Below are 16,985 nucleotides of genomic sequence, written 5' to 3' on the forward strand. Positions count from 1 at the left end.
GTGCGAGGAGTCCCCGCGAGTCGAGCTCCGTAGCGAGCCGCTCCAGATGCCCGAAATCGTCCTCCCCCAACGTTCGTCCTCCTCCTCCCGCAATCCGAACCCTGCGTTCGTTGCCGGTTGGCCCAAGATGACTCACCGGGCCGGATGGGTCAACGAGGCGATAAGTGGGCGTTGGATGCGGTTACCACCAAGTGGGTTGAAGAATGTCGCCCGCCGGTGGACGATCCTCTATCAGCACGTTCTATTGCAGGTCCGGGCCACACCAAATCTGGTCCATTATTTCTCCTGGGCGTAGTGCAACCCCAAGGTTACGCTGTGTCAACGAATTGTGGACCGGTCGGGACATGTGGACGGCGCGTACGGCCGGCCACGGAGAGGGGCCGGTATGTCCGGCAGGCAGCACAAGGAAACGGAGACCGCCCGGCGGGTGCGGGCCAGGGGCCTGGCCGCGGGGCGGAGTCTGGCGAGCATCGCTGAGGAGATCTTCGAAGCGTGCTCGGTTCAGTTCGGTACGTCCCGGATCAAATGCCACCGCCTCTCGCACGGCATAGCACTCGCCGACGTCATCGAACAGGTACGCGCTCTCTTCGAGCGAGACGGCAAGAACCCTCCGGGGATCGGGGAGACCCTCCTGTCGGCGTACGAGTCCGGGCTCAAACGGCCCGGGCCCGAATACCTCCACTACCTGTGCACCGTCTACCGGGTTGAACCGGTCGCCCTCGGATACGAGGGTCCGTGCATCTGTGGCCACGGCCACCGAATGCCGGGCGTCGTACGCGGCGGCGACCCACAAGAGGCAAGACCCGACGTTTCCCCGATCCCGCGCGAGCTGCTGCTCCAACCGGACAGCGGTGACACCGCGCAGGGCGGGGGCGAGGAGGACGAGAACGTGCTACGGAGGACGCTGCTGAAGCTCCTCGCCGGTGGTGCCGGAGGATCGGCCATCGGGCTCGACGCCCCGGTCCTGGCCGCCACGGAGAACATCCGGCGCAAGCTGGACGAGGTCATGGTGTCGGCCACGGTTTCCCCGGCGATGCTCGACCAGTGGGAAGAGGCCACCATCGGCTTCGGCAGGCAGTACATGAACACCCCGCCCCTGCGCCTGCTCTGCGACGTGCTCCTTGAGCTGTCCGCGGTCCGCAAGGCGCTCGAACGGCGTCAGCCGGTCGACCTGCAGGAGCGGTTATGCCGCCAGGCCGCCCAGTTATCCGGCCTGACCGGCATGATCCTGATCGACCTGGGCGACCACCGTCTCGCCCGGACCTATTTCCGCACCGGCCGCACCGCCGCCGACGAGACCGGCGACCGCGCGCTGCGGGCGTGGGTGACCGCCCGCGAATCCCTGGTGCCGCTCTACTACGGCGACCCGCGTGAGGCCCTGACCCTCGCGAAGAAGAGCCGCGACCTGGCGGGGCAGACCCCGTGCGCGGCCAAGACGATGGCCCCGGTCGTGGAGGCCCGCGCGCTGGCGATGCTTGCCGGGGCGACCGGCCAGAAGAAGGACGTCGTCGAGCAGGCCAAGCGGGCCCTGTCGCGGGCGCGGGCGGCCTTCGCCCAGATGGTGCCCTCGGAGCAGGAGGACGCCGCGTTCGGCTACACCGAGCGGCAGCTCTACTTCTACCAGGGCGACGTCCTGGTGAAGCTGGGCGAGACCCTGGAGGCCGACGTGGTCCTGGAACAGGCCCTCGGCCAATACGCCGGCGAGCCCCTCGACCAGACCCTCATCCGCATCGACCTGGCCATGTGCCGGCTGCTTGAGGGCGATCCCGAAGAGGCGGTCAAGCAGGGTCTCGACGCCCTTCACCGCATCGAGAAAATCCACCGGACCGAATTGGTCATGGGCCGGGTCAGTGAGCTGATCAAGGCGATCGTCGCCAAGAACGGCGAGAACGTAACCGGTCTCGCCGAGCTGAGAGACGAGGCGCTGAACCGCGCTCCGCTCACCGTCGACGACCTGCCGGGGGTCAAATGACGGCCCCTCTGCGGGTGCGCCGCTACCGCTGGTCGGATCTCGACGAGGTGTGGGCGATGCACCAGGCCGGTCTGGCGCAGGTCGGGCTGGTCCCCGGCGACGGGGTCTACTACGACGACGACTTCCCCCGGATCCAAGAGGTCTACCTCGACGCTCGGGGGGACTTCCTGGTCGGCGAGGTGCCCGGTGGGCGTCTGGCCGCCATGGGCGCGCTGCGACGGATCGACGACGAGGCGGTCGAGATGTGCCGCCTCCGCGTCCATCCCGATTTCCAGCGGCGCGGCTACGGCGCGCTGATCCTGGAGACCCTGGAGGAGCGGGCCCGCGAGCTCGGCTACTCGGTGCTGCGCGCCGACACCACGCTGCAACAGAGTGCCGCCGTCGCCCTCTACCAGAAGTACGGCTGGCACGAGCTGCGCAGGGAGGAGAGAGGCGTTTCGGTTGTGCTCTATGTGGAGAAAGTCCTGACTTCTGCCCGTTCTTCGCTATTCACCCCGAAATAGTCGGTCTCGACTATTGGCGAGACGCACATTCGTACTAATAATTGTGCGTTGTTGCCCAAAGTGGGGAACCCTTTAGCGGGGAAAGAGGCACGATGAAGAAGATCATTGTCCGGAAGCCCGGCACGGTGAAACTCACCGGCACCGCGAGCGTCATCCACAAGGGGTGAGGCCGGGGCCTCGGCAGACCTGGGTTCGGGGAGATCTCTCACGTGACCGTTCGGCGGCACTCCGCACTCTCGGGGCGCCACCGCTCTTCATGGCCGCCGTCAACGCGCATCGGCGGCTGCGCGGGCCCTACACGTTCGGTGGAGCTCTGCTCCGCGTACTCGTGACCGAGGCCTTGGAGCGTTCCCCCGGCCTAGCCGACCGATTCGACATCGAGATCGACGCCGTTCTCCCGGGATCGCGTGAGCGTGCTCCCGGGCGGCGGCGTCCGATCGACACCACGCTGCCCGAAGACGAGCGCATTCTCGTCCCGGCGCCGCGCCGCACGCTGCGCCTGGCCAACGGCATCGCCGAACTGGCCCTGGCGGTCATGCCCGAAGGCGTCTCGCTGGTGGCCGACAACGTCCACGAAGCCGACCCGACCGACCTGGAGTTACTCGAGGTGCTGTGCCGGCGGCTGCCCGGCGTCACCGTGATCATGTTCGACACCTCGTCGGCGCCCGCCGACGTGATCGCCTCCGACGGGACCACCGACGATCCCGCCGCCTGGGCCGCCTACGAGGCCCTCGACCCGGAGGAGCGCAGGAGCCGCCACGACCGCCGCGCCGCGGAGCTCGGACCGGCGGAGATGCTCGGCGCGCTGCCCTGGCACCTGGAGCGGGGAAACGACCCGGCCGCCGCGCTGGAGGCGCTGTGGGCGGCCGTCGACCGCTGTGTGGGCGAGGGCTTCCTGCACGCCGTCGTGGAGCTCGGGCGCCGGGGCCTGGCCCTCTCCGAACCGGGTTCGCCCGGCTGGTGGCGGTTCGCCCAGCGCACCGCGACCGCCCTCGGCGGCCTGGGCCGCCGCTCGGAGGCCCTTGAGGTGTACGACCTGGCGCGCCGCACCAGCGTCGATCCCGCCGTGCACGCCGCCTCGGCCTACGGCACCGCGATGCTGGACGCCCGCCACCCCGACCCCGCCCAGCGCGACCTGGGCCGGGCGACCGCCTGGATCAACCAGGCCATCGCGATCTCCACGATCCTGCCCGACCCCCACGAACGCGCCTTCAAGCTGGGCTTCGACCAGAACGGCAAGGCCCTCGTCGAGTTGCGGCAGGGCCGCCTCGACGCCGCACTCGACCTGGTCGAATCGGCCCTCACCCTGGCCGAGGAACTGCCCGTGGGCGCCCACCCGCTCCACCGCATGGTCCTGCACGCCAACCGCGCCCAGCTCCTGGCCGCGACGGGGAACCCGAAGGAGGCCCTGCACGACCTCGACCGGGCCATCGCCTACGACCCCGCCGTCCCCGACCACTACCTCGACCGCGGCAACCTGCGGCTGCGCCTGGGCCAGACCGACGCCGCCCTGGCCGACTACGAGACGGCGATGACGGTCAGCCCGCCCCTCCCGGAGGCCTTCTACAACCGGGGCGAACTCCGCCTCGGCCAGGGCGACCTGACGGGCGCGAAGGCCGACTTCGACCACGTCCTGGAACTCGACCCCGGCTTCCTGAACGCCTACGTCAACCGCGCCGGCATCCTGGAGATGCTCGACGACCACGAGGCCGCCCGCGCCGACGTGACGGCCGGCCTGGCCCTCGACCCGCGCAACCCCCATCTGCACGCCGTCCTCGGCCAGCTCGAAACCGCCCAGGGCGACCACACGGCCGCGATGGCCGCCTTCGACGTGGCCCTCGAAGGCGCACCCGGCCTGGCCTCCATCTGGGCCAACCGCGGCATCCTCCGCTACGAGACCGGCGATCCCGCCGGCGCGATAGCCGACCTCACGAGAGCCCTGGAACTCGACGAGGACGCCGCCGTCTACTTCAACCGCGCCGTCGCCCACCGGGCCCTGGGCCAGGAGGAGGAGGCCCTCGACGACCTCAGGAGAGCCCGCGACCTCGACCCGGCCGACCCCGACATCCGGCACGCCCTTGGCTCATGATCCGTGACTACGTCCTGTTCTGGACGGGTTCGACGATCTCGTTCCTCGGCACCAGGGCGACCGCCATCGCCTACCCCCTGCTGGCGCTGGCCGTCCTGGACTCCCCGGTCGCGGCCGGCCTGATCGCCTCGGCCGGCATGATCCCCTACCTGGTGCTCTACCTGCCGGCCGGGGTGTACGTCGACCGCCGCGACGCCCGCACACTGATGATCGGCGCCGAGACCGTCCGGCTGGCGACCGCGCTCGCCATGGTCGCCGTGGTGGTCGCCGGCCGCCCCGGCTTCGCCCTGTTCGCCCTGGTCGCCGTCGCCGACGGGACGGCGGCGGTGATCTACTCGCTGGCCGAGGTCAACCTGCTGCGCGGCATCGTCGACCAGCCGAAGATCGCCGGCGCGCTGGCCGGGAACGAGGCCCGGACCAGCGTCGCGGGTCTCCTCGGCCGCCCGGTCGGCGGCCTCCTCTTCGGTCTCGGGCCGGCCGTCCCGTTCGCGGGAGGGGTGGTCACGTCACTGGTGTCGATCGGCACGCTGGTCTGGCTGCGACCGGTGCCCGCGGGCCCGCGCACGGAGAAGGCCCTGCTCGCGGAGGTCGCCGAAGGCCTGCGCCGGCTCGTGGGCGACCCCTTCCTGCGTGCCACCACGGCCCTGTCGGGCCTGGGGAACGTGATCATGCACGCCCTCTTCATCGTCTACCTGGCCGTCATGCAGGACCGCGGCGTCACGGCGGCGGCCACCACGGTGGCCTTCGCGGCGACGGGCGCGGGCGGCCTGGCGGGAGCCGCCTGCGCCCAGTGGTCCTTCCGCCGGTACGGCTACCGCCTGTTCTCCCTCAGCGTCTGGGCGTGGACACTGGCGATGGTCCCGCTGGTCTTCAAGCTCGACCCGGCGACCTTCGCGCTCAGCTCGTTCACGATGACCTTCGCCGGGATCGTGGGCAACGTCGCCTGCGGGACCTACATGTTCACCGAGGTGCCCCCGGGCATGCTGGCCCGCGTCAAGTCGGTCGACATGCTCCTGGAGACCGTCGGCGTCGCCCTCGGCCCGCTCGTGGGCGGCCTGCTCATCGCCTCACTGAACCCGCCGGCCGCCGTCGCGGTTCTGCTCGCCGGGACGCTGCTGCTCGCCCTGGCCTCGCTCCGGGCTAGACCAGGCGTTCGATGACGTCCCGGAGGTTCGGCGGCTCCACCCGCTCGGGCAGCGAGTCGAGCGACTCGGGCGTGTGCCAGGCGTGCCCCCGGTAGGTGCCGGTCTCCTCCGAGGTGAAGTCGACACTCTCGACCTGCGGCGTTCCCGGGAACCGGGCCAGGAAGAACGGCTCGGTCTTCACGTAGTGGACGCCCAGCCAGTGGAAGTCGCGTTCCACCTGCACCCAGACGTCTTCGACCGCCTCGCCGGGCAGCCCGGTCTCCTCGGTCAGCTCACGCCGGGCCGCCGCCAGCGCCGACTCGCCCGGGTCGATGCCGCCACCGGGCGGTTCCCAGAAGACCTCGTCGCTGACATGGTCGTGCCAGCGGAGCAGCAGCACCCGCCCGTCGCCGTCGAGGCAGATGACGCGTGCGGCCGGTCTGGTCTCAGCCACTGTGCCGTCCCCCATTCGCCAGTGCCGGTCCGGGTATCATTCTCCGTCCGAGTCACCCCGTCGACTGAAGGTTTGCGGAATATGACCGCCGAATACGTGCTGACGCTTTCGTGCCCCGACCGCCCCGGCGTGGTCGCCGCCGTCTCGGGGCTGCTGGCCCGCCACGGCTGCAACATCACCGAAAGCCAGCAGTTCGGAGATCCCGTCTCCGAACGGTTCTTCATGCGGGTGCAGTTCACCGCCGAGACCGCCGCCGACGTGTTGCGCGCGGACTTCGCGGCCCTCGCCCCCGACTTCGGGATGGAACTCCAGCTTTTCGACCGGGCTGTGCTGCCGAGGGTGCTGGTGCTGGTCTCCAAGTTCGACCACTGCCTCAACGACCTGCTCTACCGGGTCAGGTCGAAGTCGCTCGGCATCGAGATCGTCGCGGTCGCCTCCAACCACCCCGACCTGCGGCCCCTCACCCAGTCGCACGGCATCGACTACCACCACCTGCCCGTCACCCCGGCTACCAAGGAGCGCCAGGAGCAGGAGATCCTGACCCTGGTCGACCACTACCGCGCCGACCTGGTGGTGCTGGCCCGCTACATGCAGGTGCTCTCGGCCGATCTCTGCGGCAAGCTGTCGGGCCGGGTGATCAACATCCACCACTCGTTCCTGCCGTCGTTCAAGGGCTCGCGCCCCTACCACCAGGCACACGCCCGTGGCGTGAAGCTGATCGGCGCCACCGCCCACTACGTGACCGCCGACCTCGACGAGGGCCCGATCATCGAGCAGGAGGTCGCCCGGGTGAACCACACCCACTCCCCGGAAGACCTCGTGGCGATCGGCCGGGACCTCGAATGCCAGGCCCTCGCCCGGGCCGTCAAGTGGCACGCCGACCACCGCATCCTCCTCGACGGCCACAAGACGGTCATCTTCCCGCGTTAGGACATCGGCTCCTCGGTTCCGGGACCGAGGAGAGCGTCCTGTGAGGCGCTCGCCGCACGTGGCTCCGGGCACGGATCGGCGGAGATGCTCGGCACGCTGCCCTGGCACCTGACCTCGGACCGGCGAGCTCTCCGCACGGCCCGTCACCGAGGGCGGGCCGTGCGGCCGAGGACGTCGATCAGCCCTTCAGACCCAGATGGGTCGCGAAGAAGGCGAGCTGGTCGGCGGCGAGTTCGACGCTCTTGCTGACCGCGCGCGCCCCGTGCCCCGCCTCGGCCTCGTTCCGGAGCAGGATCGGCCGGTCGCCGCCAGTGGCGTGCTGAAGGGCCGCGGCGGTCTTCCAGGCGTGCAGCGGGTGGACGCGGGTGTCGCTGGCGAAGACCGTGAACAGGGTCGCCGGGTAGTCGACGCCCTCCTTCACGTGGTGGTAGGGCGAGTAGGCCCACAGCCAGCCGAACTCCTCGGCATCGTCGGCCGAGCCGTATTCGACGTTCCAGGTCGCGCCCAGGCCGAACTTCTCGTAGCGGATCATGTCGAGCAGCGGGGCCGAGCAGACGACGGCGGCGAACAGGTCGGGGCGGCGGGTCAGCGCCGCGCCCACCAGCAGGCCACCGTTGGAGCCACCCGAGATGCCGAGCATCTCGGGCGTGGTGACGCCCTGGGCGATCAGGAACTCGGCGGCGGCCTCGAAGTCGCGGAAGGTGTTCTGCTTGTTGGCCAGCATGCCGTCGCGGTGCCACTCCTCGCCCTGCTCGCCGCCGCCCCTGAGCTGGGCGATCGCGTAGACGCCGCCCGCTTCGACCCAGGCCAGCACCGACGCCGAGTAGCCGGGCGTCATCGAGATGCCGAAGCCGCCGTAGCCGTTGAGGATGGTCGGGCGCGGGCCGTCGCCGTCGACCGGGGAGATCACCAGCAGGTGGACCTCGGCGCCGTCGGCCGACGGGTAGACCAGGTGCTCGGTCTTCACCGGCGGCACGTCGACCGTGCCGGGGGAGGCCGCCCACAGGGTGGTCTCGCCGGTGCGGGCGTCGAAGCGCTGGATCGTGGGCGGGGTGGTGTTGTCGGTGTAGCCGAACCAGGCCTCGTGACCGCCCTCGGGGCGTTCGGAGATGCCGCCGATCGTGCCGATGCCGGGCGTGGGCACCGAGCCGACGCGCTCGCCGGTGTCGAGACGGTGGACGGTGATCTCGGAGATCGCGTGGCGGGTCCAGCCCGCCAGCATGACCGGCTCGTCGAGGTCGTCGAGGATGGCGTAGTCGCTCAGCACCGCCTCGGGGTCTTCGGGCAGCAGGTCGCGCCACGACTCGTAGCCCGGCTGGTCGGGCGTGGTCACGCAGACCCGGGCCCGGGGCGCGTCGCGGTCGGTGAAGACGTAGAGCCGCCCGTCGCGCCCGAAGTGGAGCCCGGTCTGGGCGTCGACCCCCTCCTGCACGGTCACCAGCTCCGGCGCCGCGATGTCGCCCCCGCGCAGGTCGGCCAGCCACAGGTCGTTGCGCGGCGCGGTGCCCCGGGACGCCGAGATCGTCAGCCACGACCCGTCGCGCGAGACGGAGACCCCGTAGTAGTTGGTCTTCTCCAGCCCCTCGCCGAAGATCAGGACGTCGTCGTCGGGCGAGGCGCCGACCGTGTGCAGGTAGACCCGCCGGTGGTACTGCTCCTCGTCTTGGGGCACCAGCTCGGGGGCGAGCCGGCGGACGTAGTAGAACCGCTCACCGCCGGGCAGCCAGGCCACGGGGGAGTAGCGGCAGCGGTCGATCGGCCCCTCGACGATCTCGCCGGAGTCGACCTCCATGACGTAGAGCTTCGACTCCTCGTCGCCGCCCACCGAGATCTGGTAGGCGAGCAGACGGCCCTCCTTGTCGGGCTGCCACGTGTCGAGGGTGGTGAGGCCGCTGGGGTCGAGCGCCATCGGGTCGAGCAGGGCCCGCTCGGCGCCGTCGGCGTCGACGACGTAGAGGACCGAGTGCTCCTGCTCGGGGGTGCGCCGCATGAAGAAGCGCCGCGCGCCCCGCCAGGCCGGGACCCCGATCGAGCCCGACTTCAGCAGCTCGGCCACCCGGCCGCGGAACCGCTCACGGCCGGTCAGCTCGGCCTCGCCGAACAGCTTGGCCTGCGCCGCGAGCCAGTCGGCGACCTCGGCGGACGCCGGCTCCTCCAGCCACCTGTAGGGGTCGGGCACGGTGGTGCCGTGGAGCACGTCGGCCACGTCGGCACGCCTTGCGGCGGGGTAGGAAGGTCGCGTCATGCCTGGCACTCTAAGGCAGCTCACCGACAGCCCGACACCGTTGGCCGACACGCCTGGCGGGGGGAGTAAAAAGATGATCGCCGGGGCATAAAGAGCATCAGGCGTACCAGTTGCCCAGGTTATGGGGTGGCGGACTTGTCTTCGCAAAGGACACACTTTGGTTGAGGACGGTGCCGTGGTGACCATCCGCTGGGCCGTCCGGCGGAGGTCCGTGTGAAAGAACGACCCGAGTCCCAACAGACGGGGCCACAACTCCGGCGCACAGCCATGGCCGGGGAGGTCGGCTGATGCGCCAGGTTCTACTCCTCAACGCAACCTACGAGCCACTGACCACTCTCTCGATGCACCGGGCGATCGTGCTGGTGCTCCGCGAGAAGGCCGACATCATCCATCGCGACGGCCGCGGCGGTGTGCTCCGCTCCGCGACCCGGACCCTCGACATCCCGTCGGTGATCCGGCTTCGCCGCTACGTCCGCATTCCCTACCGGTCGAGGATCCCGCTCACGCGGGCGGCGCTGATGCGCCGCGACGACTTCCGCTGCGCCTACTGCGGCCAGCGGGCCGAGACGATCGACCACGTCATCCCCCGCTCCAAGGGCGGCCCGCACACGTGGGAGAACTGCGTGGCGTCGTGCATGCCCTGCAACCATCGCAAGGCCGACAAACTCCTGGAGGAGATCGGCTGGCAGCTCCGGGTGCTCCCGGTGGTCCCGCGCGGGCCCCACTGGAGGCTGATCGGCGCCCAGCTCGACGGGGACCCGCAATGGGCTCCCTACCTTGAGGAGTCGGCGGCCTAGGATCCGGTGCATGACCTGGGTTCTGAGCGACGATGTCACCGGTTTCCCCGGTGACGCCGAAGACTGGCTGCTCCGCGACCCCGTGCGCAACACGGTCCCGCTGACCGTGCTGCGGGGGTTGCGGGGCGGCGTCTTCCGCGACGACAACCTCTGCGGCTGGTTCGTCGAAGACGACCAGGTCGCCGGGGCGATCCTGCACACCCCGCCCTACCCGCTCCTGCTGGGCGCGGTGCCCGTGCACGCCCTCGGGGCGCTGGCCCGCGAGCTGATCGCGATCGACCACCCGGTCCCGGGCGTCTCCGCCCCGCTGGAGGTGGCCGAGGCCTTCAGCCGCGTCTGGTGGCGTCCCGAGACCTTCCGCCGCAGGGAGCGCCTCTACCGTCTGACCGCCCTGGCCCCGCACAGAACCCCCGGCTCGTCCCGTACGGCCACCGCCGCCGACCGCGACCATCTCGTCGCCTGGTTCCGCGCCTTCCAGAACGAGGCCCACGTCGACCGCGACGCCGACCCGACTCCGCTGGTCTCGGCCCGGACCAACCGGGAGGAACTCCTCTACTGGGACGACGCGGGATCGCCCGTCTCCATGGCCGCCTTCTCCCAGCCGATCGCGGGCATGTCGCGGATCGGCCCGGTCTACACCCCGCCGGAGCTGCGCGGCAGGGGCTACGGCTCGGCGGTCACCCACGCCGCCACCGCCGCCGCCCTGGCGGCCGGCGCCACCGAGGTGCTGCTCTTCACCGACCTGTCGAACCCGACCTCGAACTCGATCTACCGGAAGCTCGGCTACGTCCCGGTGGGCGACTACGCCTCGGTCTCCTTCACCTAGGCCGGCGTGGGGACCGTAGTCTGGTCGCATGCCGCGTTATGACTACCGCTGCCGCGCCTGCGGTTCGACCTTCGAGCTCAATCGCCCCATGGCCGAGGCCAACGCCCCCGCCCCCTGCCCCGGCGGCCACGACGACACGGTGAAACTCCTCTCCACGGTCGCGGTGACCGGCACCGCCTCCGGCCCGGCCGCCCGCCCCTCAGGTGGCGGTGGCGGCTGCTGCGGCGGGGGCTGCTGCGGCTGACCCGGCGTCACCGCCGCGGCGGCATGGCGTCGCGGCGGCCCGGTGGCGTCGCCGCGTGCACGTCGGCCCGTCAGCGGCGGATCGCCGAGATCACGAGGCCGGCCAGCTCCTCCGTCGTTTCGACGCCGGTCTCCATGTCGGGATTGTGCTCGGTCAGAACCGCGATGAGCAGGTCGGACCTCCCCGAGGAGAGCCGGCCGACGCTGTTGACCACCCACCTGCCTCCGTGGTCGCCCACCGGCATCCAGCCGTTCTTGATCGCGACCTGCTCCCCGGGCCGGGCCGCCGCGCCGACGCCCCAGGCCTGGGAGGGCTCGACCGAGGTCATCAGGGTGTGGGCGTAGGCCCGGTTGCCGGCCGTCACGGGTCCGGTGGGTGAGGTCAGCAGATCGAGGACTTTGAGCTGGTCGGCCGGGCAGCTCCGGGTGGTGCCCCAGGCCGGGGCCGGCCAGGTCTGGTCGACGCCCAGGCCGTGCAGCAGGCGGGTGAGGCCCGCGCTGCCGCCCAGCTCGACCGCGAGCTCCTGGGCCGCCGCGTTGTCGCTCCGGCGCATCATCGCCTCGGCGCGCACCCGCTCGGCCGGGGTCGGCTCGCGCCGCCCGGACTGGGCGTTGAGGAGGGTGCCCAGCAGGATGCCCACCTTGGCGACGCTGGCCAGCCGGAACATGCCGGGCGCCGGTTCGACCGTGAACCGGGTTCCGGCCAGGCGGTCGTGGACGGCCACCGCCGCGCGCCCCGGGCGGGTGCGCAGGTAGGCGGCCACCTCACGCGTCAGCGTCAGCCGGTCGGCCGGGCAGAAGGCCCCTTCGGAGGCCCCTTCAGCCATCGTGGGCACCTCGCGCGCGGCTCTGACCCGCGTGCATGCCGCCGGTAGGGACCTCAGGTTCATGATCACAGAGTCGGCCGAGGGCCCTGACCGGCGGTTTCACGACACGCGGGTTATGCCGCAGTCTTACTCCGGCGCTGGAACGGCAGGAATCGTTCGGGTAAGTGGGGGCGTGCCGGGATGTCGGTGGACTCGACCGAGATGATCCGGTCGAAGCGGAACGCGCGGATGCCGCGGCGCATGCGGCACCAGCCCGCCAGATACCAGTGTTCGCGGTGGACGAGGCAGGTCACCGGCTCCACGTCGCGGACGCTGAGGTTGCCGGCGGCGTCGAGGTAGTGGATGCGGACGACGAGCCGGGAGGTGATGGCCTGGGCGACCGCGCGGGCGCGGCGGGCGACGTCGGGGGACAGGGGAGTCGTCAGGGTGGACAGGGTCGTCGCGATCACATCGTCGTCGAGCTCGATGTGGTCGAGCGCGTGGCGCAGACCCCGGCGCGCGGTCACGGACTGTGGACCGGCGCCGAGGTGGGCGAGCGAGAGCGCGAGCGCGGCGAGCTCGGCGGTCGTCAGGGACCCGTTGTGCCGAATGACAGTGGCCATACCTTGATTTTAGATAAGCCCACTGACATTTTCTCGAACTAGTTCGCGAGCTGAGAGAGGTCTCGTGAGGCTCCGGTGCTCGCCGAGGTGGTCAGCGCGGCGTAGGCCTGGAGGGCGGCGGTGACCGGGCGCTCGCGGTCGTGCGGGCGGTAGCGGCCGAGCTCGGCCAGCAGCTTCTCGCGGCGGGCGGCCAGGTCGGCCTGGGACACCTTCAGCTCGATCGAGCGGCCGGGGATGTCGATCTCGATCAGGTCGCCGTCTTCGACCAGGGCGATCGTGCCGCCCTCGGCCGCCTCGGGGGAGGCGTGGCCGATCGACAGGCCCGAGGTGCCGCCGGAGAAACGGCCGTCGGTGACCAGCGCGCAGGCCTTGCCCAGGCCGCGTCCCTTGAGGAAGGACGTGGGGTAGAGCATCTCCTGCATGCCGGGGCCGCCCTTGGGGCCCTCGTAGCGGATGACGACGACGTCGCCCTCCTTGACCCCGCCGCCGAGGATGCCGTCGACGGCGGCCTCCTGCGATTCGAACACCACGGCCGGGCCGGAGAACTTCCAGATCGACTCGTCGACGCCCGCGGTCTTCACGACGCAGCCGTCGACGGCGATGTTGCCGTAGAGGACGGCCAGGCCGCCGTCCTTGGTGTAGGCGTGCTCGACGTCGCGGATGCAGCCCTCGGCGCGGTCGACGTCGAGCGTCTCCCAGCGGTTGTCCTGCGAGTAGGGCTTCACCGTGCGGACGTTGCCGGGCGCGGCGTGCCACAGATCGGGGTTGACCGCGCTGGGCGACCGCACGTCCCACCTGTCGAGCAGGTCGCCGAGGGTGCCGCCGTTCACGGTGACGGTGTCGCGGTGGAGCAGGCCGCCGCGGTCGAGCTCGGCCAGGATCGCGGGGATGCCGCCGGCCCGGTGGACGTCTTCGATGTGGTACTTGTTCGTCGCCGGGGCGACCTTGCACAGGCACGGCACCCGCAGGGAGATCTCGTTGATCTCCTTCAGGCCGAAGTCGACCCCGGCCTCGCGGGCCGCCGCCAGGATGTGGAGGATCGTGTTGGTCGACCCGCCCATGGCGACGTCGAGGGCCATGGCGTTCTCGAACGCGTCCTTGGTGGCGATCGAGAGGGGCAGCACGGAGAGATCGTCGTTCTCGTAGTAGCGCCGGGCGATCTCGACGACCTGCTTGCCGGCGTCCTTGTAGAGCTGCTCGCGGGCCTTGTGGGTGGCCAGGATCGTGCCGTTGCCGGGCAGGCCCAGGCCGATCGCCTCGACGAGGCAGTTCATCGAGTTGGCGGTGAACATGCCGCTGCAGGAGCCGCAGGTCGGGCAGGCGTCCTCTTCCATCGCCAGCAGTTCCTCGTCGGAGACGCTGTCGTCGGCCGCCGCGATCATGGGGTCGATCAGGTCGAGCTTGCGGCCCTTGCCGGCGATCTGGGTCTTGCCGGCCTCCATCGGGCCGCCCGACACGAAGACGGTCGGGATGTTCAGCCGCATGGCCGCCAGCAGCATGCCCGGGGTGATCTTGTCGCAGTTGGAGACGCAGATCAGCGCGTCGGCGCAGTGGGCGTTGACCATGTATTCGACCGCGTCGGCGATCAGCTCGCGCGAGGGCAGCGAGTAGAGCATGCCGCCGTGGCCCATCGCGATGCCGTCGTCGACGGCGATGGTGTTGAACTCGCGCGGGATCGCGCCCGCCTCGCGGATCGCGCCCGCCACCACGTCGCCGACCTCGCGGAGGTGGACGTGGCCCGGCACGAACTGGGTGAAGCTGTTGGCCACCGCGACGATCGGCTTGCCGAAGTCGCTTCCGGCTACCCCGGTCGCCCGGAGCAGGGCCCGGGCACCGGCCATGTTCCTGCCGTGGGTGACCGTTCGAGACCTGAGGGCGGGCATGGCCAGACTCCGATCAGAAGACGTTCGACGTCCATACATGGTAAGTCCGCCGCCCGAGCACTGAGACACGGGTCCCAGAACGTGAAACGGCCCGTGCCGCCCCGGGCACGGGCCTGATCGGACGATGGATTAGAACGTTCCTCTGTCAGGCCTCGCTGTAGCGCGAGGGCAGGACGTTCTCGGCGGCCTTGAAGATCGAATCGACCTCCGAGGCCGTGAGCGACTTCTCCCGCTTGGTGATCCACTTGCGGACCATGCTGCCGGAGAACACGTCGACCTCGCGGATGTTGAGGATCCGCCAGGGGATCGCCGGCCCGTAGATGGCCAGCGACGGAACGACGGTGATCTCGCGGCCGAGCGCCTTGCTGATCAGGTCGCCGGCCTGGGTGGCCTCCCAGCGCGCCTCGTCGAGGCGCGGCTTCTGGTTGAACGGTCCGTGGAAGAGCTTGCGGTGTGACTGCACGCGGACGGGAAGACGCCGGTCCCACTTCTCGGAGTCGACCGCGTAGACCCCTGTCGGGCCCACCACCAGATGGTCGATCTGGGCGTCGCTGCCGGGGATCGACCGGGCGTGGAGCGTGCGGTAACCACCGCGTTCGAGCTTCTTCAACTGGGCCTCGGTCCGCCGCTCCGCGACCGACGGCCGCCGCCAGGCCGGGACGGACGAGGTCGTCCGGGCCCGGTAGACGGTCAGCCCGATCGCGGTCAGCACCAAGAACACGAGACCCGTCCGGACGCTTCCGAACAGCAGGCCCGTCACGATCCCCACCGCGACGGAGATGGCTGCTCGGCGTACCAGATCCTGGTATCTGGGTTGCTGCAAGGTGCTCCGCAGAGACGCGCGCTCTACTGGCGCGTAGGTCGACGCGGGCGTGTCGGGTCGCGTCGGGGGGCGCTCCTCACGATCGCTCACCCAGATCGGTGACGCATCGTGACCCTCTTCGGGCGCTAGACGGCTATCCACATAACAGACCGTAGTTGAGGCGCCAAGCTGTTGCCTAGTGGAGCCTGGTTCATACTTTTGTGGCCAACATTTGCTGATTCGTGTGTGCTGGTATAGGGCATCATCTCTAGATATCTTCCGGCAGTGGCCGGCATTCATGATCTCACCGCTCTCGAACTCGCCTCCGCGGTTCGTGCCCGTGACCTGTCCCCCGTCGAGATCGCGGAACACTATCTCGCCCGTGCCGACGAGGTCGGCGCCTACGTCACCGTGACCGCCGATCTGGCCCTTGAGCAGGCACGACGCCTCGAAAACGAAGATCCGGGAGACCGGCCGCTGTTCGGCGTGCCGGTGCCGGTGAAAGACCTGAACTTCGTGAAGGGCGTGCCCGTCAGGTTCGGTTCGGCCACTTATGAGGGCTTCACGGCGCCGGTGGACGACTCGCTCGTCACCCGCCTTCGCGACGCCGGGACCGTTATGACCGGTAAGACCAATTCGCCAGAGTTTGGTTTGCCCTGTTACACGGAACCTACCGTCGCGCCACCGGCCCGCACCCCCTGGGACGTCACGAGGTCGGCCGGGGGGTCGAGCGGGGGAGCGGCGGCCGCCGTGGCCGCCGGGCTCGCGCCGGTCGCGCACGGCAGTGACGGAGCGGGGTCGATCCGCATCCCGGCGGCGGCGTGCGGGCTGTTCGGCATCAAGCCCAGTCGTGGACGCGTCTCGCTCGCCCCGATGATCCCCGACCTGGCGGGGTTGTCGGCCAACGGCCCGCTGGCCCGTGACGTCGCCGACGCGGCGGCCCTGCTCGACGTGCTGGCCCACCACCAGCCGGGCGACCTCTACCGGGCGCCCGATCCCCAGACGACGTTCCTCGCCTACACCAAGCGCGATCCCGGCCGCCTGCGGATCGCGCGCCACCGCGACCCGGTGGTCGAGGGGGCGGAGCTCCATCCCGAGGTCGTGGCGGCCTACGAGAAGGCGTCGGCCCTCCTGGAAGGGCTCGGCCACGAGGTCGTCGACATCGACAACCCCTACGGCGCCGACGTCGTGCCGCTGTTCGAGCGCATGTGGTTCGCATTCGCGTGCATGCACCCCGTCGCGCCGGAGAAGGAGCACCTGCTGCGGCCCGTCACGGCGTGGTTGCGGGAGCGCGGGTTCGCCACGCCCGCGCCCGACTTCCTCAGGGCCTGGTCGGCGCTGCAACTGACGACCAGGTTCGCGCTGCTGGTCACCGACGCCTTCGACGCGGTGCTCACGCCGACCGTCACCGGGCTGACCCCGGAGATCGGCTGGTTCGAGGACGTCGACGACCCGTCCGAGACCTTCGAGCGCATGAAGCGGTTCGCGCCGTTCGCGGCCGCCTACAACCTCAGCGGCCAGCCCGCGGTCAACCTGCCGATCCACTGGACGCCCGACGGCCTGCCCGTCGGCGTCATGCTGGCCGGCCGGTGGGCCGACGAGGGCACCCTCATAATGCTGTCGGCCCAGGTCGAACAGGCGGTGGGCGGCTTCTGGGGAGACCGCCGCCCACCGGGGTGGTAGCGGCC

Annotated in this window: 15 protein-coding genes; 9 read left to right on the forward strand and 6 right to left on the reverse strand. The window is 70.5% G+C overall.

Annotated features, from left to right (window positions below; translation table 11 throughout):
* The first annotated feature begins 385 nt into the window (after positions 1-385).
* From AW273_RS28405 to AW273_RS28420, 4 genes are all read left to right on the forward strand, one after another.
* Entirely contained in the window at positions 386-1,972 is a 1,587-nt protein-coding gene (locus AW273_RS28405; RefSeq protein WP_062354574.1) for a tetratricopeptide repeat protein, read from the forward strand.
* Positions 1,969-2,475: a GNAT family N-acetyltransferase gene (locus tag AW273_RS28410; protein WP_062354576.1), complete on the forward strand. Its 507-nt coding sequence runs from the start codon at positions 1,969-1,971 to the stop codon at positions 2,473-2,475. Before AW273_RS28405 ends, AW273_RS28410 begins: the two co-directional genes overlap by 4 nt.
* A 256-nt stretch (positions 2,476-2,731) precedes the next feature.
* Positions 2,732-4,564 (forward strand): tetratricopeptide repeat protein, encoded by a 1,833-nt coding sequence (locus AW273_RS28415; protein WP_083950117.1) that lies wholly within the window; start codon positions 2,732-2,734, stop codon positions 4,562-4,564.
* Positions 4,561-5,724 (forward strand): MFS transporter, encoded by a 1,164-nt coding sequence (locus tag AW273_RS28420; RefSeq protein ID WP_062354581.1) that lies wholly within the window; start codon positions 4,561-4,563, stop codon positions 5,722-5,724. Before AW273_RS28415 ends, AW273_RS28420 begins: the two co-directional genes overlap by 4 nt.
* On the opposite strand, the gene AW273_RS28425 is transcribed toward AW273_RS28420, so the two are convergent.
* Entirely contained in the window at positions 5,705-6,142 is a 438-nt protein-coding gene (locus AW273_RS28425; protein ID WP_083950118.1) for an NUDIX hydrolase, read from the reverse strand. The two genes, AW273_RS28420 and AW273_RS28425, sit on opposite strands and share 20 nt — an antisense overlap.
* A gap of 81 nt (positions 6,143-6,223) precedes the next feature.
* Here AW273_RS28425 and purU point away from each other — a divergent pair, with 81 nt between their 5' ends.
* Positions 6,224-7,072 carry a formyltetrahydrofolate deformylase gene (gene purU, locus AW273_RS28430; RefSeq protein WP_062354587.1) on the forward strand — a complete coding sequence of 283 codons (849 nt, stop codon included), beginning with the start codon at positions 6,224-6,226 and terminating at the stop codon, positions 7,070-7,072.
* Between the two features lie 178 nt (positions 7,073-7,250).
* Here the strand turns inward: purU and AW273_RS28435 are convergent, their stop codons facing one another.
* On the reverse strand, positions 7,251-9,317 hold the full coding sequence (locus AW273_RS28435) for a prolyl oligopeptidase family serine peptidase (protein ID WP_062354590.1): 2,067 nt from the start codon (positions 9,315-9,317) through the stop codon (positions 7,251-7,253).
* Between the two features lie 287 nt (positions 9,318-9,604).
* On the opposite strand from AW273_RS28435, the gene AW273_RS28440 reads away from it, so the two are divergent.
* Genes AW273_RS28440 through AW273_RS28450 form a run of 3 tightly spaced genes read left to right on the forward strand, consistent with a single transcriptional unit; the run spans position 9,605 to position 11,184 of the window.
* Positions 9,605-10,114 carry an HNH endonuclease gene (locus tag AW273_RS28440; protein WP_062342319.1) on the forward strand — a complete coding sequence of 170 codons (510 nt, stop codon included), beginning with the start codon at positions 9,605-9,607 and terminating at the stop codon, positions 10,112-10,114.
* A gap of 10 nt (positions 10,115-10,124) precedes the next feature.
* Positions 10,125-10,940, forward strand: a complete 816-nt coding sequence (locus tag AW273_RS28445) for a GNAT family N-acetyltransferase (RefSeq protein WP_062354593.1) — start codon at positions 10,125-10,127, stop codon at positions 10,938-10,940.
* A gap of 28 nt (positions 10,941-10,968) precedes the next feature.
* Positions 10,969-11,184 (forward strand): FmdB family zinc ribbon protein, encoded by a 216-nt coding sequence (locus AW273_RS28450; protein ID WP_062354595.1) that lies wholly within the window; start codon positions 10,969-10,971, stop codon positions 11,182-11,184.
* 70 nt (positions 11,185-11,254) lie between these two features.
* On the opposite strand, the gene AW273_RS28455 is transcribed toward AW273_RS28450, so the two are convergent.
* The 4 genes from AW273_RS28455 to AW273_RS28470 all read right to left on the reverse strand — a co-directional run bounded on the left by AW273_RS28455 (position 11,255) and on the right by AW273_RS28470 (position 15,318).
* A complete protein-coding gene (locus AW273_RS28455) occupies positions 11,255-12,010 on the reverse strand; it encodes a serine hydrolase (RefSeq protein WP_062354598.1) in 756 nt (251 codons plus the stop codon).
* A 113-nt stretch (positions 12,011-12,123) separates the two neighbouring features.
* A complete protein-coding gene (locus AW273_RS28460) occupies positions 12,124-12,612 on the reverse strand; it encodes a helix-turn-helix transcriptional regulator (protein ID WP_030456772.1) in 489 nt (162 codons plus the stop codon).
* 38 nt (positions 12,613-12,650) lie between these two features.
* Positions 12,651-14,495 (reverse strand): dihydroxy-acid dehydratase, encoded by a 1,845-nt coding sequence (gene ilvD / locus AW273_RS28465; protein ID WP_062354602.1) that lies wholly within the window; start codon positions 14,493-14,495, stop codon positions 12,651-12,653.
* 145 nt (positions 14,496-14,640) lie between these two features.
* Entirely contained in the window at positions 14,641-15,318 is a 678-nt protein-coding gene (locus tag AW273_RS28470; RefSeq protein ID WP_232327639.1) for a nuclease-related domain-containing protein, read from the reverse strand.
* 264 nt (positions 15,319-15,582) lie between these two features.
* On the opposite strand from AW273_RS28470, the gene AW273_RS28475 reads away from it, so the two are divergent.
* Positions 15,583-16,980, forward strand: a complete 1,398-nt coding sequence (locus AW273_RS28475) for an amidase (RefSeq protein WP_062354606.1) — start codon at positions 15,583-15,585, stop codon at positions 16,978-16,980.
* Positions 16,981-16,985 lie beyond the last annotated feature (5 nt).

This window comes from Herbidospora yilanensis (assembly GCF_001570565.1).
GTDB lineage: Bacteria > Actinomycetota > Actinomycetes > Streptosporangiales > Streptosporangiaceae > Herbidospora > Herbidospora yilanensis.